The sequence below is a fragment of the Rhodococcus tukisamuensis NBRC 100609 genome (genome assembly GCF_001894985.1).
GTDB classification, from domain to species: domain Bacteria; phylum Actinomycetota; class Actinomycetes; order Mycobacteriales; family Mycobacteriaceae; genus Rhodococcus_G; species Rhodococcus_G tukisamuensis.
Genome location: NZ_BCXG01000013.1, coordinates 81,464 through 105,596, shown reverse-complemented (window position 1 = coordinate 105,596; position 24,133 = coordinate 81,464). Strand labels below are relative to the sequence as shown.

Here is a 24,133-nt window from a genome sequence, read left to right as displayed (position 1 = left end):
GCTCGAGTTATTGCAGGCAAATTCACCGCGACAATTCCGTGAATTATCAGTTAAATGATTTGGACCAATGGTCGGCGCAATGGTGGTGAATAGAGTTGCCGGTCCGCAACGACTAGGCTCACAGTCGTGACTCGACGAACCAAGATTGTGTGCACGCTGGGACCCGCTACCGCGACCGGTGACCGTATCCGAGAACTCGTCGAGAGCGGCATGGACGTCGCCCGACTCAACTTCAGCCACGGCGAGCACTCCGACCACGAGGACAACTACCTGCGGGTGCGCGCCGCCTCCGAGGCCACCGGCAAGGCGGTCGGCATCCTCGCCGACCTGCAGGGACCGAAGATCCGCCTCGGACGCTTCGTCGACGGCCGCACCGTCTGGGAGAACGGCGAGGAGGTGCGCATCACCGTCGACGACGTCGAGGGCATCCACGATCGCGTCTCCACCACGTACAAGCAGCTCGCCAACGACGCGAAGCCGGGCGACCGCCTTCTGGTCGACGACGGCAAGGTCGGGCTCACCGTCAAGGCCGTCGAGGGCAACGACGTCGTCTGCGTGGTCACCGAGGGCGGCCCGGTCAGCAACAACAAGGGCGTCTCGCTGCCCGGCATGAACGTCACGGTGCCGGCGTTGTCGGAGAAGGACATCGAGGACCTCGAGTTCGCGCTCCGCCTCGGCGTCGACTTCATCGCGCTGTCCTTCGTCCGCTCGCCGGCGGATGTCGAACTGGTGCATGCCGTGATGGACCGCGTGGGCCGCCGCGTCCCGGTCATCGCGAAGCTGGAGAAGCCGGAGGCGATCGAGAACCTCGAGGCCGTCGTGCTGGCCTTCGACGCGGTGATGGTGGCCCGCGGCGACCTCGGTGTGGAGCTGCCGCTCGAGCAGGTGCCGCTGGTGCAGAAGCGCGCCATCCAGATCGCCCGCGAGAATGCCCGCCCCGTCATCGTGGCAACGCAGATGCTCGAGTCGATGATCGAGAACTCGCGTCCGACCCGGGCCGAGGCCTCGGACGTCGCCAACGCCGTCCTCGACGGCGCCGACGCGGTGATGCTCTCCGGCGAGACCTCGGTGGGCAAGTTCGTCATGGAGACCGTGCAGACGATGGCCCGGATTGTCGAGGCCGTCGAGTCCGAGTCCACCCGGGTTCCCCCGCTGACCCACACGCCGCGGACCAAGCGTGGCGTGATCTCCTACGCGGCCCGCGACATCGGCGAGCGACTGGACGCCAAGGCACTGGTGGCCTTCACCCAGTCCGGTGACACCGTCCGCCGCCTGGCCCGGCTGCACACGCCGCTGCCGCTGCTGGCCTTCACGCCGCTGCCCGAGGTGCGCAGCCAGCTGTCGCTGACGTGGGGGACGGAGACGTTCCTGGTGCCCGGGATGTCCACGACCGACGCGATGATCGGCCAGGTCGACACCGCGTTGCTCTCGCTGGGCCGGTACAACCGGGGCGATCTCGTCGTTATCGTCGCCGGATCGCCCCCCGGAACCGTAGGCTCGACCAACTTGATTCACGTGCATCGGATTGGCGAAGAGGACCACTAGGTGACTGACGCGGGGGCCGGAACACAACTCGACCGGTCGACGGATCTCGACGTTCTGCTCGACCTGCTCGACCTCGAGGAAATCGGCGAGGACGAGTTCCTGGGCCGGCATCCCGCGCAGGCCCAACTGGGCAGCCGCACCTTCGGCGGCCAGATGATCGCGCAGTCGATCATCGCCGCGGGCCGCACCGTCGGTCCGGGGCGTCCACTGCACGCGCTCAACACGCACTTCATCCGTGGCGGCGACGTCAAGGAACCGATCGTGTACCGGGTGCAGCGGCACCGGGACGGCCGGGCCTTCGCGAACCGGCAGGTGACGGCGTACCAGGACGGCAAGGAACTGTGTGTCATGCTCGCCGCCTTCCAGGACTCGGGGCGCGGGCTCGAGCATGCCGTCGCGGTGCCGGAGGTGCCGTACCCGGAGTCGTTGCCGCCGTTGGGTGAGCACCTCGTCGGCTTCGAGGACCGGCTGGAGATGTTCGTCAAGGCGCTCAAGCCGGTCGACATGCGTTACGCGAACGACCCGGCCTGGATCATGAAGGGCACGGGGGACAGGCTCAACCACAACCGGGTCTGGATGAAGGCGGACGGCTCGCTGCCCGACGACCCGCTCCTGCACGTCGCCGTCATGGGGTACGCCTCCGACACCACGGTGCTGGACTCGATCATCACCACCCACGGCCTGTCCTGGGGCCTGGACCGGATCGTCGCCGCGACGGTGAACCACTCGATGTGGTTCCACCGGCCGTTCCGGTTCGACGACTGGACGCTCTACGCGACGGAGTCTCCGGTCGCCGCGGGCTCCCGCGGCATGGCCACCGGCAGATTCTTTGCGCGGGAGGGCGAACTGGTCGCGACCGTCGTGCAGGAGGGGCTGATCCGGCACTTCCCCAAGAAGGGGTAGGTGCCTCCGAGCGGCAGCTACCGCCGGCAGCCGCCGCGGGAGGGGGTACCGGTCTTCCGTGAGCTTCGCCGCGCTCGCCTTCGTCTCCCTCGTGGCTCTGCTCGGGCCGGCACTGGCCGCGCGGCAGCGCTGGCACGTGCCGGTGGTGCTGGGCGAACTGCTGGCCGGGATCGTGGTCGGCGGCAGCCTGCTGGGCATCCTCGACGCCTCGGAGCCGACGTTCACGATGCTGGCGGACATCGGCTTCGCATTGGTGATGTTCGTCGCGGGCACTCACGTGCCGATGCGCGACGCGACCCTTCGGCCGGCGTTGCTGCGCGGCACCGGTCAGGCGCTGCTGGTCGGGATCCTCGCGGTACCCGCCGGAATCGCCGTCGCGGCACTGTTCGGTACCGGTCAGGCCGGGCTGTACGCGGTGCTGATCGCGTCCTCGTCGGCGGCCCTGGTGCTGCCGATCGTCGACTCCCTGGGCCTCGGCGGGTCGTCGGTGCTGCGGATGCTGGCGCAGGTCGCGGTGGCCGACACGGCCTGCATCGTGGCGTTGCCGCTGGTGATCGCCCCCGACTACGCGCTCCGCGCGGCGCTGGGTGTGGTCGCGGTCTCCGTGTGCGCCGGACTGGTCTACCTGCTGTACCGGGAGTTGGAGCGGCGCGGACTTGGGGTCCGGCTGCACCGACTGTCGGAGGACCGCAAGCTCGCCTTGGAACTGCGGATGAACCTGGGCATCCTGTTCGGTCTGGCCGCGCTGGCCGTCTGGTCGCACGTGTCGGTCATGCTGGCCGGGTTCGCGCTCGGCCTGGTCGTCGCGGCGGTGGGCGAGCCGCGCCGGCTGGCGCGCCAGCTGTTCGGGATCACCGAGGGTTTCTTCGGTCCGCTGTTCTTCGTGTGGCTGGGCGCATCACTGAACCTGCGCGAGCTCGTCGACCACCCGTCCTTCGTCCTGCTGGGTCTGCTGCTCGGGTTCGGCGCCGTGGCCGTGCATTCCGCACTCCGGCTGCTGGGCCAGCCGCTGGCACTCGGAGTGCTGGCGGCGTCGCAGCTCGGTATCCCGGTGGCCGCGGCCACCGTCGGCACGCAACTGGGCGTGCTCGCACCGGGGGAGGCGCCGGCTCTGATCCTCGGTGCGCTGGTGACGGTGGGTATTGCCGCGGTGGCGGGCGGAGTTGCCGCCCGGCAGGGATTGACGAAGACCTGACACGCGAAGGCCCCGACGGGTCTACATTTCGAAGGAATGCCACGCTCGCTCGTCCCGGCTGATCGGGGAGTCGCATGTCCGCATCGTCCGGCCTCGACTGGAACAACGAGGCGCTTCACAGCCTGATCTGGACGCTGGAGGCCTTCGCGATCACGGCGGTGTGCCTGTTGATCGTCGCGTGGCTGCTGGCGCGGATGACGCGGTGGGGCCGGCAGTTCTGGCGGATCAGCGGCGGCTACTACACCGGCCGCGGCAGCTGGCGGGTGTACGCGCTGCTGTCGGCGGTGCTCTTCCTGACCGTCTTCGCGGTCCGGATGACGGTCCTGTTCTCCTACCAGGGCAACGAGATGTACACGGCCCTGCAGATGGCCGCCCAGGCCTACGCCCAGGGCGACACGGACGCGCTGGATCTGGCGAAGGCCGCGTTCTGGCACAGCCTGCTGGTGTTCGGGATCCTCGCGACGATCCACGTGGTGCGCAGCCTGGTCGACTACTACGTCGGTCAGGCCTTCGACATCCGGTGGCGGCTGTGGATGACCGAGCACGTCACCACCGACTGGCTGGACGGGCGAGCCTTCTACCGCGGCCGGTTCGTCGACGCGGGCATCGACAACCCGGACCAGCGCATCGAGACCGACATCACCAACTTCGTGCAGACCTCGCGCACGCTGTCGATGGGTGCGGTCGGTGCGCTCGTGAGCCTGGTGTCCTTCACCAGGATCCTGTGGGACCTGTCGGGCCCGATGACGGTGTGGGGCAACGAGATCCCCCGCGCGATGGTGTTCCTGGTGTTCGCGTACGTCCTCGTCTCCACCATCGTGGCGTTCTGGATCGGACGGCCGCTGATCCGGCTCAACTTCTGGAACGAGCAGCTGACCGCCAACTTCCGGTACGCACTGGTCCGGGTGCGCGACGGCGCCGAGAACGTGGCGTTCTACCGGGGCGAGGGCGTCGAACGCCACGGCCTGCTGACCCGGTTCGCCGCGGTGATCGCCAACTTCTGGCGGATCGTGTTCCGGACGCTGAAGTTCAGCGGCTGGAACCTCGTCGTCAACCAGATCTCGGTGGTGTTCGCCTTCGTCATCCAGGCGCCGCGGTTCTTCGCGGGCACCATCACCCTTGGCGACATGACCCAGTCGTCCACGGCCTTCGGCCAGGTGCATGACTCGCTGTCCTTCTTCCGCGAGTCCTACGACGTCTTCGCCGGGTACCGGGCGAGCCTGATCCGGCTCAGCGGACTGCTCGACGCGGACCGGCACTCGCGCGAGCTGCCGACAATCGAGACCGCGGAACTCGCGAGCGCCCTGGAGTTGAGCGGTGTCCAGGTGCGCCGGCCGGACGGGCAGTCGCTGATCGCCGACCTGAACCTGGCGATGGCACCCGGCGACACCCTGGTCGTGAAGGGGCGCTCGGGCAGCGGCAAGACGACGCTGCTCCGGAGCCTGGCGGCGATGTGGCCGTACACCGAGGGTGTGATCCGTCGTCCACTCGGCGACGACACCCTGTTCCTCTCACAGATGCCGTACCTCCCGCTTGGAGACCTGCGCACCGCGGTCGCCTACCCGGGCACCCCTGACCTCCTCGACGACGAGGTGATCCGCGAGACACTGCGAAAGGTGCAGTTGGGCAACCTCGTCGACCGCCTCGACGAGCAGGCGGACTGGGTGAAGATCCTCTCGCCCGGCGAGCAGCAGCGGATCGCGTTCGCCCGGATCGTGCTGATCCGGCCGAAGCTCGCGTTCCTCGACGAGGCGACCTCGGCGGTCGACGAGGGACTCGAGTACGCCCTGTACGACCTGATTCGCACGGAGGTCCCGGAGTGCATGCTGGTGAGCGTGAGCCACCGCAGCACCGTTGACCGGCACCACTCCCGGCAGCTCGAGTTGGACGGGGACGGACCCTGGGAACTGTCGCCGGTCCCCGCCTGACCCGCCGGGTTCCGGCGCCGACGAGATGCCGGTGCCGGCACGGATCAGGGGCGCCAGCCGTTCGGCATGTGCTCGTCGGCGAAGGCCAGCTTGATGCGGATCAGCTCCGACCGGTTCGGCTTGCCGGACTTCATCAGCAGCCCCTCGTGCGCGGCCTGCTGGTCGTACTCCTGGATCTGGTTGGCATCCATCTTCACGCCCACCAACGGGCGGACCGGCCCGGGCCTAGGCACGGGCATCCTCTCGCCGCCCGGCCACTGGCTCTGTCGTCGCGCTCAATCCGACCTCCCGAAGATCGTTACCGCCAACCAGTGCGCGGCGGACGTGCACTGGTGAATGCCTGGTGAACGGATCCTTGTCCTACGGGGACCTCGCTCGCCCTGCAATGTAGCGACAAAGGGATTACCGATTGCGGGATTGGCCGTAATTTCCGATGCGGGCGTACCCGTAATTGCCGGGCCGGCGGGCCCGCGATCCCGTGAGGTGGGAACCGACGGTGTCCCGCAGACGGTCGCGGGGCAGGGTTGCGGCATGACCCACGCCGAAGCCGTCGTCGAAATCCAGTCCCTGCTCGCGCGATTGGCGCATCTCGCGGACGACGGGGAGGTCGAGGAGTACCTCGCCAACTTCACCGTCGACGCGGTGTGGGAGTCGCCGGCCAACCCACGGACCGGGATGGTTGCGCAGCGCCGCGCGGGTCGGGAGGAGTTGGGGGAGGGCGTCCGCGCGCGTCGGGCGGACGGTATCCAGGGGCCCGGCACGGCAACCCGGCACGTGCTCACGACCATCTCGGTCAGTCCGACCGGCGAGGATGTCGCGGAGGCGACGGCGTACTGGATGTTCTTCGTGGACACCACCACGGCGGTGCGGCTGTCGAGCGTGGGCCGTTACGACGACGTGCTCCGGCGGGTCGACGGACGCTGGATGCTCGCGCACCGCCGCATCACGATGGGGTGAGCCTGAGGCCTGTCGCACCGTGATGCGACGGCGCAGGGCCAGTGGACCCGGGTCATGATTCGCCTCGCCGGCCGACGGTGGATCGGGTCGCGGCGATCGTGCGGCCGATGCGGCGCAGCAGGTCCGCCGCATTCGCGATCGATCTGTCCAGGTCCGGCTCCAGTTCGGCGAGTGTGTAGGCCCGGATGATGCCGGCATCACGCAGTTGGATGTCGCTGAGCGCGCTTCGTCCCGCCACCGCGACGACCGGCACACCCGATTGGCGGGCTGCGGCCGCGACGCCGATGGGGGCCTTGCCGTGCAGGCTCTGCGCGTCCAGCGATCCCTCCCCGGTGACCACGAGGTCCGCCCCGGCGAGCACCCGGCGGAAGTCGACGAGGTCGAGGACCGTCTCGATGCCGGGCTGAGTCTGGGCACCGAGGACGGAGATGGCGCCGAATGCCGTCCCGCCCGCTGCCCCCGCCCCCGCGCGGTCGCTGTCGTCGCGGCCGGTCGCGGCGCGCACGACCCGCGCCCACTGTGTCATCGCCTCCTCGAGCGCGACGAGATCGTCAGCTGTCGCCCCCTTCTGGGGTGCGTAGACGGCGGTGGCACCGCTGCGCCCGAGCAACGGGTTGTCGACGTCGCAGGCGAGTCGGAACCGGGTCTGCGCCACCGCGGGATGGAGCCGGCTCAGGTCCACCCGCCGCGCGACGCGCAGCGGGCCGCCGCCGCGCGTGACGTCGTTTCCCTCGGCGTCGACCACCCGAACGCCGAGCGCCTGCAGCATCCCGGCACCGCCGTCGGTCGACGCGCTGCCCCCGAGGCCGATGACGATCTCGCGAGCGCCCCCCTCCAGCGCGTGCCTGATGACGGTGCCGAGCCCGAACGTGCTGGCGCCGAGCGGGTCCGGCACCCCGCCGGGGAGGGCTTCCAGTCCGACCGCCGATGCGAGTTCCACCACGGCGACCGATCCGCGCGCCGCGTACGAGGCCGAGATCGGCTCACCGGTGGGCCCGGTGGTGTTGACGAGGACGGGCGACCAGCCCGAGGCGACGACGGCGGCGACAGTGCCGTCGCCACCATCTGCCACCGGAGCGCACAGGACCTCCAGGGTGGGGTCTCCCGTCACCAATCCGTCGGCGAGGGCGTTCGCAACCTCGGCTGCCGTCAACGATCCCTTGAACTTGTCGGGCGCCACCACCACACGTTTCATGGTGGCCACTATCCAGCAGCAATTTCGACGATGCACCTCGTCCAGGCCCCGGGAGTTCGCGCAGATCACGATGGGGTGAGCCGAGGTAACGATTGAGCACAGACCTCGTCGCCGCACGCCGCCGGTAATACCGTGCTTGTCAGTGAGACCCAAGTTACTGATGTGACGGAGGTTGATTCTGATGCGCGAAACCCCGCGACCCCCACGGCGCTCGTTGCGCTCACTGGTGCTGCTCGTCGTCGCGGCGGTGGTTCTGCCGCTGGGAATCGCCCTCGGTAGCGGCGCCGCCGCATCCGCCGGACCGTACGCCAGGTTGCAGGAGGACTGGGTGTCGGCACCCGGCGGTGTCGGCCGGATCAAGGTCCGAATCTGGCTGGCCAGGAACGGGAGCAATCGCGCCGTCTACCTGCTGGACGGCCTGCGGGCCACGGACGACGTCAGCGGCTGGGAACACGAGACCAACGCCGCCTGGCTCTCGGACCACGGTGTCAACGTGATCGAACCGGTCGGTGGCGAGTCCAGTTTCTACAGCGACTGGTACGGGCCGAACAACTTCACCAACCAGTCCTACACCTACATGTGGGAGAAGTTCCTCACCGAGAACCTGCCCAACCACCTCGCCTGGAACTACGGCATCAGCCGGTCCAGGAACGCGGTGGTGGGACTGTCGATGGGCGGCAACGCGGCGCTGATCCTGGCCTCCCGTCATCGCGACCAGTTCGTCTTCGCCGGCGCCCTGTCCGGATACCTCAACCTGTCGGCTCCCGGGATGCGGGAGGCGATCCGGGTCGCGATGCTCGATGCGGGACAGTACAACGCGGACAGCATGTGGGGTCCGCCCTGGGATCCGGCCTGGTTGCTGCACGACCCGTTCGTACAGGCAGAGGGGCTGCGGGGGTTGCCCATGTGGATTTCGGCCGGCAGCGGACTGCCGGGCGATCACGACCGGCCGGCGAACCCGGTCGACTACTTCAACACGTCCACCGCGATGGGGCTGGAGGCCCTGTCGCTGGTGCAGACCCGGGCGTTCGAGGTGCGGTTGATGACCATGGGCATCGACTCCGCCCACTTCGAGTTCCCGTCCTTCGGCACGCACAGCTGGCCGTACTGGCAGGACCAGTTGTGGGCGATGCTGCCGGCGATGCGGGACGCGATCAGTCGGTGAGGCGGTCTCAGCTGCTGGGCTGCGGCAGCGTGCAGTCCGAGATCTTCGGGTTCACGCCGAAGTAGTTCAGCGGTCCCGCGACCACGGTCAGCGCGATCGTGCCCGCGCTCGCACAACTGGTCGCCGAGTCGCTGCTGTAGTACCCGCGTTGGCCCGCGGCGACGGCCCCGACAATCAACCAGGCCAGGGCCAGGATCGTGACAATTCTCATGACTCCTCCGCGGTGGTGAGTACGGGTGGGCCGGGCAGCGGGTCCGGCGTCGGTGGAATCGGGTCGGGTGGCAGCGGATCGGGAGCCGGGCCGGGTGGTGGCGGCACGGGTGGCTGGGGCGGCGGGGGTTGAGGCATCGGCGGCACCGGGTCGGGCTGGGCTGCGCGGAGGTCGGTCATGGTCGAGGAGTACCCACCGGCGGGGTATCGGAAACGGCGACGGTGCGTTCGGTTTCGGCTGGTCGTCCTGCGCAACACCGACGTCCTGCGCAACACCGACGTACTGCGCAGTGCACACCTTTTGCCGGTGTCTCACGCGCATTCCGCGCGGAACGGGTGTGCGAGGCGGCGAAAAGGTGTGCGGCGCTCGCCGTCAGTTGTTCTCGGCGCGGGTCGCGATGTCGCGCAGGTCCTGCGTCATGGCCTTGGTGGTGGCCTTCATCCCGATCCCACCGAACAGCTTCATCATGATCTTCAGGAGCAGCGAGGATCCGGTCTCGGCGGAGAAGACCATCGTCAGGTCGGTGCCCTCGCCGGCGGAGACAAGCGTGAAGGCCGTGGTGTAGTCGGTGCCGGACGAGTGCGCCTTCACCACTGTGCGGCGTTCCGGTTCCACCTCGGCGACCCACATCTCCTCGGTCGCCTCCCTGCCGAACATCTTCCGGGTCTCGCGCCAGCGGGTGCCGGCCGCGTATCCCTCGCCGGAGACGCGCTCGACCCGGGAGACCCCCGACAGCGTCTGCTGCGCGTTGTCGAGGTCGGTGAGCACCGCCCAGACCTTCGCGGGTGACGCGGCGACGTGCTGGGTCAGCCGGATCTCGTTGCTCGCCATGGTTCGTGCCCTCCGCTGCGTGACGCCGGTCCGGGGGAATGACGACCGGGCGGCGCCGGAAGTCCGTACGCTGCTGGCTGATCGCCTCCCGCAGACCGAAGGTAGCAGCCAGTGATCCGTCGACTTCGACCCCGCGCCGCAGGCGCAGCCAGGCTTCGGCACAGCGCCGCAGGCGTAGCCATGATTTTCGTCGCGTCGGTCGGCGCCGCGACACCCGCGGTCGCGGGAACGGGAGCGCCGCAGTCGGTCCCGGCCGGGTCGACCTACGCGGACACCACGTCCGTCGGCGTGCACAACACCTACGAGAAGACCGCCTACCCGTACCTGGCCGACGCCCTGGACTCCGGCACCGCGCTGATCGAGCTGGACGTCTGGAGCAACTTCGCCGCGCCGGGTTGGCGGGTCGCGCACAACAATCCGGTGGGCAACGACAACAATTGCGCGGGGGCCCAGACCGCGGCGCAGTTGCGTGGCGGGCCCCGGGACACCGGGCTCGAGGGGTGCCTGTCGGACCTGCGGGCGTGGCACGACGCGAACCCCGGCCATCGTCCGGTCTTGGTCAAGGTGGAGATGAAGGACGGATTCAACGCGGGCTGTGGTCTCGGGCCCGACGAGTTCGACCAGTTCTCGGCCGGTTGTGCCACCCACGGACCCGGCGAGTTCGACGCGCTGGTCGGCGAGCGACTCGGTGACGCCCTGCTGCGGCCCGCCGACCTGGTCGGGGACTCCGGGCTGACCCTGGACGAGGCCGTGCAGGAGCGGGGATGGCCCACCGTCGACGAGATGGCGGGCAAGTTCGTGTTCGAGTTGATCCCGGGCACCGTCGAGGAGGTCAACCCGCTCGACGACCTGTGGACCGATCGCGAGTACGCCACGCACCTGCGCGACCTGGCCGCGACGGGCAGGCTGGCCGAGGCGGCCGCCTTTCCCGCGGTGCACGGCGCGCAGTCGGGCGATCCCCGTGAGACCCGATACGACCCGACGGTGCGACCCTGGTTCGTGTTCTTCGACGGCGACGCCTCGGACTACCTCGGGGGTGGCATCGACACCCGGTGGTACCGCGATCGCGGGTACATCCTGGTGATGACCGACGCGCACCGCGTGGCGCCGCCGATCGACGGTGTCTCGCCGCCCCAGGGAGTGGCCCTCGGCCGGGTCTCGCTGCTGGCGCAGCACTCGGCGAGCGTGGTGACCGCGGACTGGACGGCGTTGCCGCAGGTGCTCTCCGCGGTGTCGCCGCGCGGCTGAGATCGGCCGGGCGCGGGCAGACTGGGCGCCCGCGCCGCCGTCGTTCTGCCGCTCCCGCGACGGTCAGTGGGGGAGCCGGGACTCCAGTGTGCGCGTGAGGATTTCGCACGCGAGGTTCCAGCCGGCCGCGACGTCCGGGTTCAGCGCCACGCCGTAGTCGGCGAGGGCAGGGGCGGCGAGATCGGCAATCTCGTCGTAGCCGACGCGGGTCTGCGCCAGTTCGATGACGTCGAGGAGCAGTCGGATCCGGTCGCCGTCGCCCATCGGCAGGCAGGCGCGGTCGGCCAGGCTGAGGGGCTCGTCGGTGCCGGCGGGGTTGGTGGACTCAATCATGGCTCACCGCCGTTTCGTGCGTCGCCGCAGTGTCGTGCGTCGCCGCATTGTCGGGAGACGTCGCGGCGAGGGCCGCCCGGGTGGCCGCGACGACGCTCGCCCCGGCGGCCTCGAGGGCCTCCGTGCTGCGTTGCGCCCGGCTGAGCACGAAGCCGCCCTCGAGCCCGGTGATCAGGGCGAGGGTCAGCGATCGGGAGGTGGCCGCGTCGAGCCCCCAACGGGCGAACCGGGGGACCCCGGCCCGGACCCAGCCGTCGAACACGTCCGCGGTGGCCCGGCGCAGGGTGTCGTTGGTGCTCGCCACCTCGAGGGCGACGGTGGCGATGGGGCAGGCGTCGGCAAAGTCGGTCTCCACCAGGGTCCGGGCCGCGCCGGTGAACATCGCGGCGACGCCGCTGAGCAGGTCTGGAGCCGGATCCATGATCTCGGCGAAGAGGTCGGCGTACGTCGCGCCGGACGCGCGGATCGACTCGTCGGCGAGCTGCTCCTTGCCGCCGGGGAAGAAGTGGTAGATCGACCCGAACGGTGCGTCCGCCTCGGCGGCGATCCGCTTGAGTCCGGTGCCCGCGTAGCCGTTGCGCCGAAGCAGCTCGGCGCTGCTGTTCATGATCCGAGTCCTGGTGTCCGGCATGGTGATTCCCTCCCTGTCGCGCGGTGGGAACGAAACGGCCGTTGCGTCCGTACTGCCTGTGACCTAGCCTACATTAGAACGATCTATCTAATCGTTGCCGAGGGGGCGCATCGTGCGCACAGTCGAGCTGTCCGTGGGAACCGTCGAGTACGAGGACACCGGCGGCGCGGGACCGGTCATCGTGTTCCTGCACGGACTGACCATGGACGGGACCCTCTGGCGCCACGTCGTCGACGACCTGCGTGAGGACTTCCGGTGCATCCTCCCGACCTGGCCGCTCGGCGGGCACCGGGTGCCGATGCGGGCCGATGCCGACCTGTCCTTGCGTTCACTGGCCGTGCTGATCGGGGAGTTCGTCGGGCGGCTCGGCCCCACCGACGTCACACTGGCGCAGAACGACTGGGGCGGTGCGCAGGTGCTGGTCGCGAACGGCGACACCTCTCGCATCGGACGGCTCGTCCTCACGGCCAGCGAGGCCTTCGAGAACTATCCGCCCCCGCCCGCGAGGCCGATCGTCGCGGCTGCCCGCGTCCCGGGTGGGTTGTTCCTCGCAATGCAACTGATGCGGCTGCGGGTGATGCGGCGGTCACCGCGGGCCTGGGGTGCGATGAGCAAGCGGCCGGTGCCGACCGAGGTGATGGACGGGTGGTTCCGTCCGGCCACCCGCGACCGGTCGATCCGGCGCGACCTGCGCAAGTACGTGACATCCGTCCCGAGCCGACGGGTGCTGGGCGAATGGGCCACCGCGGCAGCCTCGTTCGAGGGTCCGGTGCTGGTGGTGTGGGGGACCGAGGACGTGGTGATGCCGCCCGAGCACGGTCGCAGGCTCGCCGAGGCGTTCCCGCGCGCGAGGCTCGTCGAACTCGACGACTGCTACACCCTGATCCCCGAGGACCGCCCGCGTGAACTGGCCGCGGCGATCCGCGACTTCCTCGGGGCGGTCGACGATCCGCCCGGGAGTACGGGAGGAGCGGGGACGTGAGGGCCGCCGCGCGGTTCCGCTGTTCCAACCAGTCGGGCCGCTTTGTCGCTAGCCTGGGACGAACCGGACGTAGCGGATACCGACGGGCCCGTCACGTGAAGCTACTGTCGCGCAAGGTGCGACCCGGACACCCCGGGACGGTTGCCGAGAGAAGGGGCTTCCATGAAGAAGCTGCTGAAGTCGTTGTCGGAGACCGAGAACGTGCTGGTGCTGGAGACGAAGCGGGACCACCTGCACGGTCTGGACGAGGACGCCCTGATCGACCTGCACACCCGGGTGCGCAAGGCCCGCAACAAGCACGCCAAGGTCTACCGGCGTGAGGCCGCGGCCGCGGTGACCGACAAGGCGAGCCGGGGTGCGGCGGGACGGACCACGACTCGAAACGCCGCCAGGGTTGAGGTTTTCGAGCAGGCGCTCGGTCGGGTGAGTCGTCGCCTGGGCGCGGTGGCCAAGGAGAGCGCCACCGAGTTGAAGCGGGAGCGACTCGCGCGGGCACGCCAGGACGCCCCGGCCTTCGCGGGCAACGGCACCGGCCCGGATTCCGCGGGTCAGCAGGGCCGGGTGAACAAAAAGTCGAAGCAGAAGTCGGCGGGCCGTAAGAAGCGGGAGGCGTCCGACATCGCCGCCGGCGTCAAACGTCAGGCCAAACGCGACAGTTCGTAGCACCGAGGGCCGCCCGCTCGCGTATGGTCAACTCCGCCTTGACCAGATCGTATTGAAGGAGCCCACAATGGGAAGCGTCGAAACCATGCTCACCGCCGTCCTGATCGGCGTTGCCACCAATCTCGTGAAGGACCTGATCGGTTCCTGAGCTGGTGTCGAAAGGCCCCCACCCTCGTTCGAGGGTGGGGGCTTTCTCGTCTCCCGCCCCGACAGGGCGTGGGGTGCCGGGGGAGCGGACTCCTCAGACCACGCAGATCGGGAAGATGACGTTCGGCCCGAGGATCGGTAGCAGTCCGACCGGTGCGCACGAGAGGACAGCGCCGAGCGGACCGAGCTGGCCGAACAGGACGACGGGGTGGACCGCCTCGGGAACCGGGGTCGGCGCCGGGGCCGCCGCTGCGACACCGGGTCCGAGGGCGATCAGGGATGCGGCAGCCGTTGCTGCCAGTGCGAGGCGTAGCGCGGTCTTGTTCATGGCGGTCTCTCAGCGGTGTGTTGGTGGTGACTGTCCGGCCCGCCCCGGCCTGGTCCTACGGCGGAGCAGGTGTTCGGCTGCCGGTCTTGGCGTCGTGTTGCCCACTGACGTTGTGTTGTCCACTAACACTGCGCTCTGACGTCGCCGAGGGCAACCACGCCGGCCGCCACCAGTTGGCCTCGCCCATGAGCTTCACCAGGGCGGGGACGAGCAGCATTCGGACCAGCGTCGCATCGAGCACGAGCGCGATCATCATGCCGATTCCGATGAACCGCATGGGAGTGAGCGTGGAGAGGGTGAACGCGCCGGTGACGAGCACGAGCAGCGCGGCGGCCGCGGTCACCACCCGGCCGGTCCTGGTCGTGCCGGCCAGGATGGCGTCGTCGGTGCTCGCGCCCTGCTGGTGGGCCTCGACCATGCGCGAGATGAGGAACACCTCGTAGTCGGTCGAGAGTCCGAAGACCACGGCGATGACCAGTACCACCATCCCGGCCGCCAGCGGACCCTGGCTGACGCCGAGTACGCCGGCGAGATGGCCGCCCACGAACACGGTCGTCAGGATCCCGAAGGTGGCACCCAGGCTGAGGAAGGCGACGAGCACCGCCTTGACCGGCAGCACGATCGACCCGAACCCGAGGAACAGCAGCACCAGCGTCGCGAGGACCATCACCGCGATCATCAACGGCAGCCGGTCGACGATCGCGTCGACCCCGTCGGCGGTGATCGCGGTCATCCCGCCCAGCATCACGTCGGTGCTCGCCGGGGCGTCGACGGCGCGTATGCCGGCGAGGGCCTGCATCGCCTGCTGGGACCGGTCGGGCACCGACAGCTGAGCCCGGAGGAGGGTCACGTCCTCGCGGGTCCCGGCGACGGCGACCTCGGACACGTCGTCGACCGCGGCGATCTCGCGGCGCAACCCCTCCACCGCGAGGGCGGCCGGTGGTTGACCGTCGGCGCCGCGGACCGCGACGATGACGCCGCTGTTCGCCGCCGGGAACTCGGCGGCCACCTGCTCCGCCGTGACCCGCGCCGCGCTGCCGGGCGGGAGCGCGGTGTGGTCGACGTCGGTCAGCGTGATGCCGAGTATCGGGGTGGCCAGTACCAGCAGGGCCGCGGTGACGGCGGTGGCGGTGGCGAGCGGCCGCCTCAGCACGCTCCGGGTGACGCGGCCCCAGAATCGTTGGGCGCGGGCCTCGCCCCGCGCGAAGGCGTTCCGGCGCCAACTGCCCGCGCCGATGCGGGGTCCGAGGAGGACCAGTGCCGCCGGGAGCGCCGTCAGCGACAGCGCCGCGGCGACCGCGACCGCAGACATGGCGCCGTAGCCGAGGGACCGGAGCGAGACCTGCGGGAACACCAGGGTCCCGGCGAATGCGCAGATCAGCAGGACCGCCGAGAAGCCGACTGTGCGGCCGGCCGTGGCGAGCGTGCGGGTCAGGGCGCCGTCGACGTCGGCGTCGTCGTCGGCGAGTTCCTCGCGGAAGCGGCTGACGACGAACAGCCCGTAGTCGATGGCCAGTCCGAGTCCGAGGAGGGTGGCGATGTTGGCCGCGAATACGTTGACGTCGGTGAACTCGACGATCAGCCGCAGGCTGGCCATGGCCCCGAGTATCGCCAGCCCGCCGACGGCCACCGGCAACGACGCGGCGACCAGCCCGCCGAAGACCAGGACCAGGACCAGCAACGTGATCGGGAGGGACAGCGACTCGGCGACGACGAGGTCGCGCTGGGACTGCGTGTTGATGTCGGCGGCAAGGGCAGCGAACCCGGTTATGTCGGTGTGCACGCCGGGCACCGACAGGTGCGGGGCGATGTCGGCGAACGCGACGATGCGCTGGTCCTCGTCGCCCGCCGCGAACACCACGGCCAGTGCCTTCGTCCCGTCGGCCGACCGGAGCGAGGAGGCGGCGGCCGGGGTGTTCCAGTAGGTCAGCACCGGCTTGTCGAGCAGGGCCGGGTCGAGGGTGTCGAGACGGGCCTGCACCGCGGGTCCGATGTCGTCGAGACTCTGGCCGTCCGGGGCGGTGTAGACGGCGACGACGTCCGGGCTCTGGCGGCCGAACAGGTCGTCGACGAGCCGCTCGACCTGCATCGACTCGCTGCCGTGGTCGGCGTATCCGCCGGAGCCGAGTCGCGACGTCACCGAGGCGCCCCACGCGCCGGCGGCGACGACGAAGCCCACGGTGAGCAGCAGGACGATCCACGGGCGCCGTGCCACCGCCGCGGCCCACCCGGTCATCGGGCGGCGCCGTCCGGCGATCGCTGCCCGGCAGTGGCCGCGGCCAGGTCGGGGTACAGCGGGGCGAAGACCCCGAGCGAGGCGGCGCGCGAGAAACCGTCGGTCCCGCGGCGGGCGGCGATGTCCGCGAGTTGGCGACGGCCGTAGTACCCGGCGGGCTGCGTCGACGGCGGCATCGGAGACAGGGTGTTCTCGACCGCCGCGGTGAGGTTGCGTACGAACACCGCATGGCAGGCGCGCAGCCCGGCGAGCATCACCTCCTGGAACCCGTCCTGCGGCGCGATCGGGAACCGTTCGATGTCGAGGACGGCGCCGGTGTCGATGCCTGTGTCGACCTCGTGCAGTGTGGCGCCGTAATGCGTTTCACCGCCCAGCAACGCCGCGGCGATGGCGATCTCCGGCAGGCCGCGGTACGCCGGGAGCGGGCCGTTGTGGATGTTGTAGATCCGCAGGCCGGAGCCGAGCAGCTTCGGCCGCAGGATGGTCTCGTTGTTGATCGACCACACCAGCCCGTCCCGGCAGGCCGCCGTCACGGTGGCGGCGTCGTCGTTGACGTCGGTGGTCCGCAGGGCCGGAATACCCTCCGGGACAGCCTCGTCGGGGCCCACGCAGACCAGGTCGACCCGGTGTCCGGCGGCGTCGGCCGCGCGCACGGCCCGCCACACCAGGGCGCCCCGGCCGACGAAGATCACGACGCCGCCCCGGCGTCTCGGGCCGCGACCGCGGCGGCGTGCACCCGGGCGAGGGTCAGGTGGTGGACCAGCCCCTCGAGTTGCGCGACGAACCGGGCCTCGCCGGCCGCGCCGACGACGGTCCGGGAGACCTGCGAGAGCATCTCGAGGGAGGACAGCGAGTCGCCGCCGAGCGCGAAGAAGTCCGAGTCCGGTGTCAGTCGCTGCGGGCCGATCTCGAGGACCTTCGCCCAGATGGCGGTGATGCGGCCCAGGTCCGGGTCCGCGTCGTCATCCGGCATCGGGGCGGCGTCTCGCGGGCCGGCGGCCTCGACAGCGCCGGGCAGCCGGGCCAGGTCGAGCTTGCCGTTGCCCGTCAGCGGGAGGTCGTCGACGACGTGGATCGCCGCCGGGATCATGTACGCGGGCAGGCGTTCGGCGAGGAAGCTCCGCACCGCGTCGACGTCGATGCCGCCGTCCGCGACGAGGTACGCGGCGAGGACATTGCCGCCGCTCGGGCCGCGCCGGCCGGCCACCGCGGACCGGCCGATGCCCGGGAACCGGTCGAGCACGGCCTGGACCTCGCCGGGCTCGACGCGATTGCCGCGGACCTTGACCTGGTCGTCGACGCGGCCGACGAAGTCGAGCACCCCGGAGGGCAGCAGGCGGGCCAGGTCCCCGGTGCGGTAGGCCCGGACGCCGCCCGGCAGGACGACGAACCGCTGCGCCGTCAGCTCCGGCCGGCCCAGGTACTCGCGTGCCACCTGGGGGCCACCGAAGTAGAGCTCGCCGATCTCGCCGGTCGGGACGGCCCGCGCCTGCGCGTCGAGCAGGTACACCGGGGTGTTCGTCGCCGGTGTGCCGATCGGGACCGACGTCGCGTCCGGGTCGGGGTCGGGGTCGATCAGGTGTGAGGTGCACACGATGCTGAGCTCGGTGGGGCCGTAGCTGTTGTGCAGGCGCGCTCCGGGCCCGAAGAACCGGCGTGCCGCCGCGGCCAGCCCCGGCCGGAGTTGCTCCCCTCCGATGATCACGGTGCGCGGATTCGGCGGGTCGATCTCCAACCCGACGACGACCTCGAGCAGGCTGGGGGTGAGCAGGAAGGTGTTCGCGACGCCGTCGCCGACCATCGACCGCAGCGACACGTGCGAGATCTCGCCGGGCACCAGGGTGACGGCGCCTCCGGTCAGCAGCGCGCCGAAGAACGCCGCGCAGGCCATGTCCGCGGCCGGCGTGTGGTGGTGTGCGAATCGGGTCTGCGGCCCGAGCAGGTACCAGTCGGTGGCCGAGTCGACGAAGTTGACCACGCCGGCGTGGGGGACCAGGACACCCTTCGGCTGCCCCGTAGATCCGGACGTGTAGGTGACGAACGCGACGTCGTCACCGCGGATCCGTTCGCGGACGGGGTGATCGGTGTGTTCGGGGAGATCCTCCAGGACGAGCACCGGTACGTCTGCGGTGATCCGGTCGCGGTGCGGCCGCGCCGCGAGCAGCGCCCGGGCCCCCGAGTCGGCAACGATCGCCGAGAGCCGGTCGGCGGGGTGCTTCGGGTCGAGCGGGAGGAAGGCCGCCCCGGCCCGGAGGATGCCGAGCTGGCCGGCGACGCCGTCGACGCTGCGGTCGGCGAGGATGGCCACGATCGAGCCCGGCCCGGCGCCGTGGCCGCGGAGTTCCGCCGCGATCGCGTCGGCCCGGCGGTCGAGTTCCCGGTAGGTGTGCCGGCCGCCGGGTCCGATGACCGCGACCGCGTCCGGGGTCAGCTCGGCGTGCCGGCGGAACCGGAGGTCCGCGTTGTCGGAGGTCGGGGTGGCGGTGGTCTCCACGGGCAGGGCGGGCGCGAGGTCGAGGGCCGGCGCGGGGTGGTCGACGGTCAGCGCGGTGGCCACCCGGTCGAGCAGCTCGTCGAGGCGGCCCGCCACCTTGTCCCCGGCCCGGCAGGACACCGTGATCTCGGTGTTCCCACCGGATTCGAGGATCACGAACGACATCGGCACCAGGCCGGTGTGGACCGGGAGTGCCCGGACGCTGGCTGCGGTGAAGCCGGGGGCGGACAGGAGTTCGGGGCCGACGTCGCCGGCATGCGAGACGATCGCGGCGACCAGGTTCCGGTCGGCGTGGGCCCCGAGGCGATGCGCGGCCTCGAGGATCGCGCGGGTCACGGCCGCGGGCAGCTTCGCCAGGCCGCCGTTGTCCATCTCGTTGAGCTCGCGCCCCTCGACCAGGCCGACGAGCAGCTGCGCGTTCACCTCGGACCAGGACTGGCCGGGGGCGACGTCCAGGAACAGGGGCAGCGCCAGGTTCGCGGTCGAGCGGATCGTGGGGTCGTGGCGGCGCAGGTCGACCGGGACCATGATCCGGGTGGGCCGGCCGACGGCGTCGGCGAGGACCGCCGAGATCCGGGCGACCGCGCCCGTGGTGGTGCCGGGCACGGTGCGGTGCCGCCAGGTGAAGCGGGCGTCGCGCGGCGCCCGGCCGGTGACGCCGAGGGGTGAGCGACGGGTCGGCACCAGCGTGGTGGGCTTGCCCCGCATGCCGATTCGGGCGACGAGGTCGTGGTCCGCGGTGGGATCGGGCGCGCCGATCGGGTCCTCGCCCCGCAGTACCCGGAAGACGTCGGCGGCCCACGTGCCGAGTCCCTTCGCGTCCATCACGCCGTGGAAGGCGCGGAAGACGACGGTGGTGGCCTCGCCGCGCAGCAGCACCACCTCGGTGGTGGTCTGCGGGCTCAGCCCGAGCTGCCGGCGCAGGACCGGGCTGGCGTCGAGGTCGGTGAAGTCGATCTCGGCCGAGTCGACGACCTCGACGTGCGGCGGCGCGCCGGAGTCGACCCAGGTGCCGGCGCGGCGCACCAGCCGCGTGCCGGGACATGCGGCGGACGCGCGTGCCACCGCCGCGACGAGGTCGTCGGGGTCGAGGTCGCCGGTGCCGGTGACGACGAGCTGGATCGCGAACGGCGGCGCCAGCGGCTGCGTCGCCAGGTACAGCCGTTCGGTGGCCGAGACGGGTCGCTGGAAGGTGGGGACGGTCGTGGTCACAGGCAACCTCGGTTCGGCGCGGGTGGTGGGGTCAACGGAGATCACGGGTGAGCGTGGCGAGGCCGCCCTGGCGGTCCACCCAGTCCCGGAACTCGGTCATGCCGGCGGCGCGGTCGACCACCGGGACGTACCCGAGGTCGCGTCGGGCGGCGCTGGTGTCGAAGGTCGACGAGCGGGTCATCAACGCCAGCACGTACATCGAGAGCGGGGGCGAGTACCGAGTCGCCAGGTAGGGGATCTTCCAGACCAGGTCGAGGACCCGGACCGCGGACCGGACCACCCGCGGGTCGGCCGACCGGTCCGGCATCTCGAACCCGAAGTCCTGCGCCACCTCGGCCATGTACGGCCAGATGTTGGTGACCTCGGCGTCGGCGATGAAATACGCCTTGCCGCCGACGGTGTCGGATTCCGCGGCCCTGACGCAGGCGTCGACGATGTTGTCGACGTGGCACAGCGACGCGAGGACGTCGCGGCCACCGGAGAGGTTCGGCAGGGTCCCGGCCCGGGCCCGGCCGAGGAGCCGCACGATGGGACCCGAGCGGTCGCCCGGTCCCCAGATCGCCCGCGGTCGCAGTGCGCAGGTGGTGAACCCGTCGGTGTTCGCGGCCAGGACCGCCTGCTCGGCTGCGGCCTTGGTCTCGGAGTAGAGGTTGAGGAACCGGGTGGGGTAGGGCGCCGACTCGTCGAGGTCGAGCTGGTCGCCGCCGTCGTAGCTCATCAGCGCGCTGGGGCTCGAGATGAAGACGAAGCGGCGGGCGCCGTTGGCCCGCGCCGAGGCGAGCAGTTGCGCTGTGGCGTCGACGTTCTCGCGCTGGAACTGGGACCGGACACCGCGTTCGTCGACCCGGGCGGCGCTGTGCACGACGACGTCGACGCCGCGGGTGGCGGCCTCGAGCGAGTCCGGGTCGGCGAGGTCCCCGTAGACGAGCGTCATCGCGGAGGTGTCGCCGAGATCGGTCAGGATGCTGCTGCGGCGGACCAGTATCGAGACCTCGTGCTCACCGTCGTCGACCAGGCGGCGGGCGAGACGGCCGCCGAGGAATCCGGATGCCCCGGTGACCAGGATCCTCACGGGTTCGTCTCCTTTGTCTCGGAACCGGGCTGGGTCTTCCACCAGGTCATGCCGAACGTCATGGTGAGCAGGGCGGTCGCCAGCGGCGACCGGTCGCCGCCGGCCACGCGGACCGCGGCCGGGACCTGCGCGGCGTGCACCACGACGCTGAGGACCGCGTCGAGCCACCAGGCGGCCCGGGCCAGCGGATGCCGCAGGGGCCGTCCCCGCAGGGCCCGACCGGCCCCGAAGGCGAGGTAGAGCCAGCCGAGGATCGGAATCGTCCGCAGCAGGGCGGTTTTCGGCGTCACGACTGCGCTCCTCGGGTGAGGCGGGTGGCCGCCCAGACGGCCAGCTCCTCGCGGCCGATCTTGGCGTTGTGGCGGATGTCGACCGGAAACTGCGGGTGGACCAGGAACCGGTCGATCTGCGCGGTGAGCGGGAACCGGGCACCGCGCTCGCGCAGGCCGTCGAGGACGGCGGCGGCGTCGGCGCCGGGGGACGTCTCGACGCACAGGACGGGACGCTGGGCGCCGCGGTCGCCGACACCGACCAGCGCGGTGCGGGCCACGCCCGGCGCGGCGTTGAAGACCTGCTCCACCTGCACCGGGTGCAGCGTCACCGCGCCGGTCTCGACGCGCTGGGACTTGCGGCCGCAGAACCAGATCCGGCCCTCGTCGTCGATCCGCCCGAGATCGCCGGTGCGGTGCCAGGTCCGGTCGCCGTCCGCGATCTTGCCGGTCAGGTTCGCGGCCGCCGGCCAGTGGTAACGGGTGCTGACGTTCGGGCCGCTGACGACCAACTCCCCGATGGCGCCGCGCAGCGGTTGGGCCTGCGCCCAGCCCTCGAGCGGGGCGTCGGTGACGGCGATGACCCGGACCTCGACCCCGTCCACCGGCCGGCCGATGCAGGTGCCGTCGCCGCTCTGGGCGCGCTCGATCAGGCCGTCGAGCAGTTCGCGCGACTCGATCGTGGACATCGGGATCGCCTCGGTCGCACCGTATCCGGCGTGGACCTGGGCGTCGGCCGACAACACCTCGCGCAGACCGGTGACGACCGCGGCCGGCACCGGGGCGCCGCCGGAGAAGACCGCACGGACGGTCGGCATGACCACCTCGTGGGTCCGGGCGTGGTCGAGCAGCGGGCCGAGCAGGGCGGGGGAGGCGAACATGGTGCGCACCCGGAACCGGTTGACGGCGTCGACCACGTGCCGGGGGTCGGTGTCACCGACCTTGCTCGGGACCAGCGGCGGCAGCACCACCTGGGCGCCGAGCAGCAGGTACAGGACCCCGAACATCGGCAGCGTCACCAGGGCGGATTCCTCCGCGGTGACCGCGGTGACGGCCTGCGTCTGGGCCAGCATCGCGGCGAGGTTGCCGTGGGTGAGCTCGACGGCCTTCGCCGGCCCGGTCGACCCGGTGGTGAAGGCGATCATCAACAGCTCGTCGTCGCCGGCCGGTGCGGTCGGCGGTCGCTCGCCGACGGGCTTGCGGCCGAGTCCGGCGAGGGTGTGCCCACCCCAGAACCAGCGGCGTCCGACGGTCACCTTGGCGCCGACCCCACGGAATCCCCGCCGGAACAGGACCCGCACCGCATGCGCCTGGGGCAGCCCGACGAAGGCCTGCGGGTCCACCGCGGCGAGGCAGCGAAGCATGGGACGCAGCCCCATGCCGGGATCGATCACCACGGGGACGGCGCCGGTCTTGAACAGCCCGAACAGGATCGCGTACAACTCGGGACCGGGGTTGACCAGCACGATCGTCCGGACACCGGCCGTCATGCCCGCGGCGGCGAACCGCTGCGCGAGGGCGTCGGACCACTCGTCGAGCTCACCGAACGTCACGTCGGCGTAGTCGGGCAGTCCCTCGGCGGCGGCGCCGGCGGCGGACGTCACCGCCGGGGCGCCGGGCCGCCGGCGGGCCGTGGCGGTGAGTCGGTCGAGCCAGTTGTCCGTCAATGCGGCGCTCATCGCCCGGCTCGGCCGGCCGGGACCCGGTACACGGTGGCCGCGGCGCTGGGCCCGGCGCCGGCCGCCACGAACAGGACCCGCTCGACGCCGTCGAGGCGGCCGGCGCCGACGGCATGGTGGTAGGCCAGGGCCAGGGCGGCGGTGTGGGTGTCGCCGGTGACGTGGTCCGCGGTGCCGTCGTCGTCGGCGGCGCGGATGCCGACCTTCGCGGACAGTGCGGCGCGGAATCCCGGCGTCGGCCGCGAGGAGATCAGCACGGTGGTGGCCGGATCGCACTCGGTGGCGTCCAGGGCGGCGGTCGCCGCGGACAGCGCGACGTCGAGGACGCGGGCCTCGAAGTCGTCGGACCGCCGGACGGTCATCGCGCTGCGGCCGGTGACGCCCATCGTGTCGGTGTCGACGAAGCCCTCGACGGCGGCCGGGCCGTCGGCCAGCTCGACATGCAGGGGGCCGAAACCGTCTGCCCCGTCGGTGTGTTCGAGCAGGAGCGCCGCACCGGCGGTTGCGTACGGGAAGTCCGCCGGGGCGTCGGGTCCGGTCATCGACGGATGGGTGTCGCCGGAGACCACGAGCACGCGGCCGGTGCTGCCGGTGGTGAGCAGCGCGGACGCGACCTGGACGGCGTTGAGGACGCCGCAGGCGCCGTTCATCAGGTCGAACGAGAACGACCGGGGGTCGTGTTCGTCGTACTCGAGCCCGATCCCGGCGGCCTTCTGGATCAGCGCGCCGATCGCCGGTTCGACGGTGTTCGAGTCCCGGTAGATGCCGGTGTTGATGAGCACCCCGATGCTCTCGGGGGCGACGGCGGCGTCGGTGAGCACCGCACGCACGGCCCGGCCGGCGTGCTCGATGCTGCTCGCGGTGTCCGTGTCGTGGCTGGCGCCGGTTGCCGTGATGACGATACCCATT

General features: G+C 71.0%; 23 protein-coding genes. 9 read left to right on the top strand and 14 right to left on the bottom strand.

The window, feature by feature from the left end; genetic code table 11:
- The first annotated feature begins 126 nt into the window (after positions 1–126).
- The 4 genes from pyk to RT2_RS15290 all read left to right on the top strand — a co-directional run bounded on the left by pyk (position 127) and on the right by RT2_RS15290 (position 5,571).
- Entirely contained in the window at positions 127–1,545 is a 1,419-nt protein-coding gene (gene pyk / locus RT2_RS15305) for a pyruvate kinase (protein WP_072845650.1), read from the top strand.
- Entirely contained in the window at positions 1,546–2,448 is a 903-nt protein-coding gene (locus RT2_RS15300; RefSeq protein WP_072845649.1) for an acyl-CoA thioesterase, read from the top strand.
- Positions 2,449–2,506: 58 nt separating this feature from the next.
- Entirely contained in the window at positions 2,507–3,643 is a 1,137-nt protein-coding gene (locus RT2_RS15295; protein ID WP_072845648.1) for a cation:proton antiporter, read from the top strand.
- Positions 3,644–3,717: 74 nt separating this feature from the next.
- Positions 3,718–5,571 carry an ABC transporter ATP-binding protein/permease gene (locus RT2_RS15290; protein ID WP_072845647.1) on the top strand — a complete coding sequence of 618 codons (1,854 nt, stop codon included), beginning with the start codon at positions 3,718–3,720 and terminating at the stop codon, positions 5,569–5,571.
- A gap of 44 nt (positions 5,572–5,615) precedes the next feature.
- On the opposite strand, the gene RT2_RS25505 is transcribed toward RT2_RS15290, so the two are convergent.
- Positions 5,616–5,804 carry a hypothetical protein gene (locus RT2_RS25505; RefSeq protein WP_139191225.1) on the bottom strand — a complete coding sequence of 63 codons (189 nt, stop codon included), beginning with the start codon at positions 5,802–5,804 and terminating at the stop codon, positions 5,616–5,618.
- A 298-nt stretch (positions 5,805–6,102) separates the two neighbouring features.
- Between RT2_RS25505 and RT2_RS15285 the strand changes: the two genes are divergently transcribed.
- The gene (locus RT2_RS15285) at positions 6,103–6,528 is read left to right on the top strand and encodes a nuclear transport factor 2 family protein (RefSeq protein WP_072845684.1); all 426 of its coding nucleotides are present in this window, start codon (positions 6,103–6,105) and stop codon (positions 6,526–6,528) included.
- Positions 6,529–6,580: 52 nt separating this feature from the next.
- Here RT2_RS15285 and RT2_RS15280 read toward each other — a convergent pair whose 3' ends face one another.
- A complete protein-coding gene (locus RT2_RS15280; protein WP_072845683.1) occupies positions 6,581–7,723 on the bottom strand; it encodes a glycerate kinase in 1,143 nt (380 codons plus the stop codon).
- Between the two features lie 181 nt (positions 7,724–7,904).
- Between RT2_RS15280 and RT2_RS15275 the strand changes: the two genes are divergently transcribed.
- Positions 7,905–8,888, top strand: coding sequence for an alpha/beta hydrolase (locus tag RT2_RS15275; RefSeq protein WP_072845646.1), 984 nt, complete (start codon positions 7,905–7,907; stop codon positions 8,886–8,888).
- A 7-nt stretch (positions 8,889–8,895) separates the two neighbouring features.
- Here the strand turns inward: RT2_RS15275 and RT2_RS15270 are convergent, their stop codons facing one another.
- Together RT2_RS15270 and RT2_RS15265 are read right to left on the bottom strand one after the other, a co-directional pair.
- Positions 8,896–9,099 (bottom strand): hypothetical protein, encoded by a 204-nt coding sequence (locus tag RT2_RS15270; RefSeq protein ID WP_072845645.1) that lies wholly within the window; start codon positions 9,097–9,099, stop codon positions 8,896–8,898.
- 372 nt (positions 9,100–9,471) lie between these two features.
- Positions 9,472–9,930: an SRPBCC family protein gene (locus RT2_RS15265; protein ID WP_072845644.1), complete on the bottom strand. Its 459-nt coding sequence runs from the start codon at positions 9,928–9,930 to the stop codon at positions 9,472–9,474.
- A 180-nt stretch (positions 9,931–10,110) separates the two neighbouring features.
- Between RT2_RS15265 and RT2_RS15260 the strand changes: the two genes are divergently transcribed.
- On the top strand, positions 10,111–11,178 hold the full coding sequence (locus tag RT2_RS15260) for a phosphatidylinositol-specific phospholipase C domain-containing protein (protein ID WP_083577404.1): 1,068 nt from the start codon (positions 10,111–10,113) through the stop codon (positions 11,176–11,178).
- Positions 11,179–11,241: 63 nt separating this feature from the next.
- Here RT2_RS15260 and RT2_RS15255 read toward each other — a convergent pair whose 3' ends face one another.
- Both RT2_RS15255 and RT2_RS15250 read right to left on the bottom strand, forming a co-directional pair.
- A complete protein-coding gene (locus RT2_RS15255; RefSeq protein WP_072845643.1) occupies positions 11,242–11,511 on the bottom strand; it encodes a hypothetical protein in 270 nt (89 codons plus the stop codon).
- Complete coding sequence (locus RT2_RS15250) at positions 11,504–12,142, bottom strand: TetR/AcrR family transcriptional regulator (RefSeq protein WP_072845642.1); 639 nt, start codon at positions 12,140–12,142, stop codon at positions 11,504–11,506. The genes RT2_RS15255 and RT2_RS15250 overlap by 8 nt, the downstream gene beginning before the upstream one ends.
- 112 nt (positions 12,143–12,254) lie before the next feature.
- On the opposite strand from RT2_RS15250, the gene RT2_RS15245 reads away from it, so the two are divergent.
- Both RT2_RS15245 and RT2_RS15240 read left to right on the top strand, forming a co-directional pair.
- Positions 12,255–13,124, top strand: coding sequence for an alpha/beta fold hydrolase (locus RT2_RS15245; protein ID WP_072845641.1), 870 nt, complete (start codon positions 12,255–12,257; stop codon positions 13,122–13,124).
- A gap of 162 nt (positions 13,125–13,286) precedes the next feature.
- Complete coding sequence (locus RT2_RS15240; protein ID WP_072845640.1) at positions 13,287–13,787, top strand: hypothetical protein; 501 nt, start codon at positions 13,287–13,289, stop codon at positions 13,785–13,787.
- A gap of 241 nt (positions 13,788–14,028) precedes the next feature.
- Here the strand turns inward: RT2_RS15240 and RT2_RS15235 are convergent, their stop codons facing one another.
- From RT2_RS15235 to RT2_RS15200, 8 genes are read right to left on the bottom strand one after another with little or no spacing between them, the layout of a single operon-like run.
- Positions 14,029–14,262: a hypothetical protein gene (locus tag RT2_RS15235; protein WP_072845639.1), complete on the bottom strand. Its 234-nt coding sequence runs from the start codon at positions 14,260–14,262 to the stop codon at positions 14,029–14,031.
- Positions 14,263–14,317: 55 nt separating this feature from the next.
- On the bottom strand, positions 14,318–16,498 hold the full coding sequence (locus tag RT2_RS15230; protein ID WP_083577403.1) for an MMPL family transporter: 2,181 nt from the start codon (positions 16,496–16,498) through the stop codon (positions 14,318–14,320).
- On the bottom strand, positions 16,495–17,190 hold the full coding sequence (locus tag RT2_RS15225) for a formyltransferase family protein (protein ID WP_072845638.1): 696 nt from the start codon (positions 17,188–17,190) through the stop codon (positions 16,495–16,497). Before RT2_RS15225 ends, RT2_RS15230 begins: the two co-directional genes overlap by 4 nt.
- Positions 17,187–20,204, bottom strand: coding sequence for a non-ribosomal peptide synthetase (locus RT2_RS15220; protein WP_072845637.1), 3,018 nt, complete (start codon positions 20,202–20,204; stop codon positions 17,187–17,189). The genes RT2_RS15225 and RT2_RS15220 overlap by 4 nt, the downstream gene beginning before the upstream one ends.
- 31 nt (positions 20,205–20,235) lie before the next feature.
- Positions 20,236–21,276, bottom strand: a complete 1,041-nt coding sequence (locus RT2_RS15215) for an NAD-dependent epimerase/dehydratase family protein (protein ID WP_083577402.1) — start codon at positions 21,274–21,276, stop codon at positions 20,236–20,238.
- Positions 21,273–21,566: a hypothetical protein gene (locus RT2_RS15210; protein WP_072845635.1), complete on the bottom strand. Its 294-nt coding sequence runs from the start codon at positions 21,564–21,566 to the stop codon at positions 21,273–21,275. Before RT2_RS15210 ends, RT2_RS15215 begins: the two co-directional genes overlap by 4 nt.
- Entirely contained in the window at positions 21,563–23,224 is a 1,662-nt protein-coding gene (locus RT2_RS15205; RefSeq protein ID WP_072845634.1) for a fatty acid CoA ligase family protein, read from the bottom strand. Before RT2_RS15205 ends, RT2_RS15210 begins: the two co-directional genes overlap by 4 nt.
- A complete protein-coding gene (locus RT2_RS15200; protein WP_072845633.1) occupies positions 23,221–24,132 on the bottom strand; it encodes a beta-ketoacyl-[acyl-carrier-protein] synthase family protein in 912 nt (303 codons plus the stop codon). Before RT2_RS15200 ends, RT2_RS15205 begins: the two co-directional genes overlap by 4 nt.
- Position 24,133: the final 1 nt, after the last annotated feature.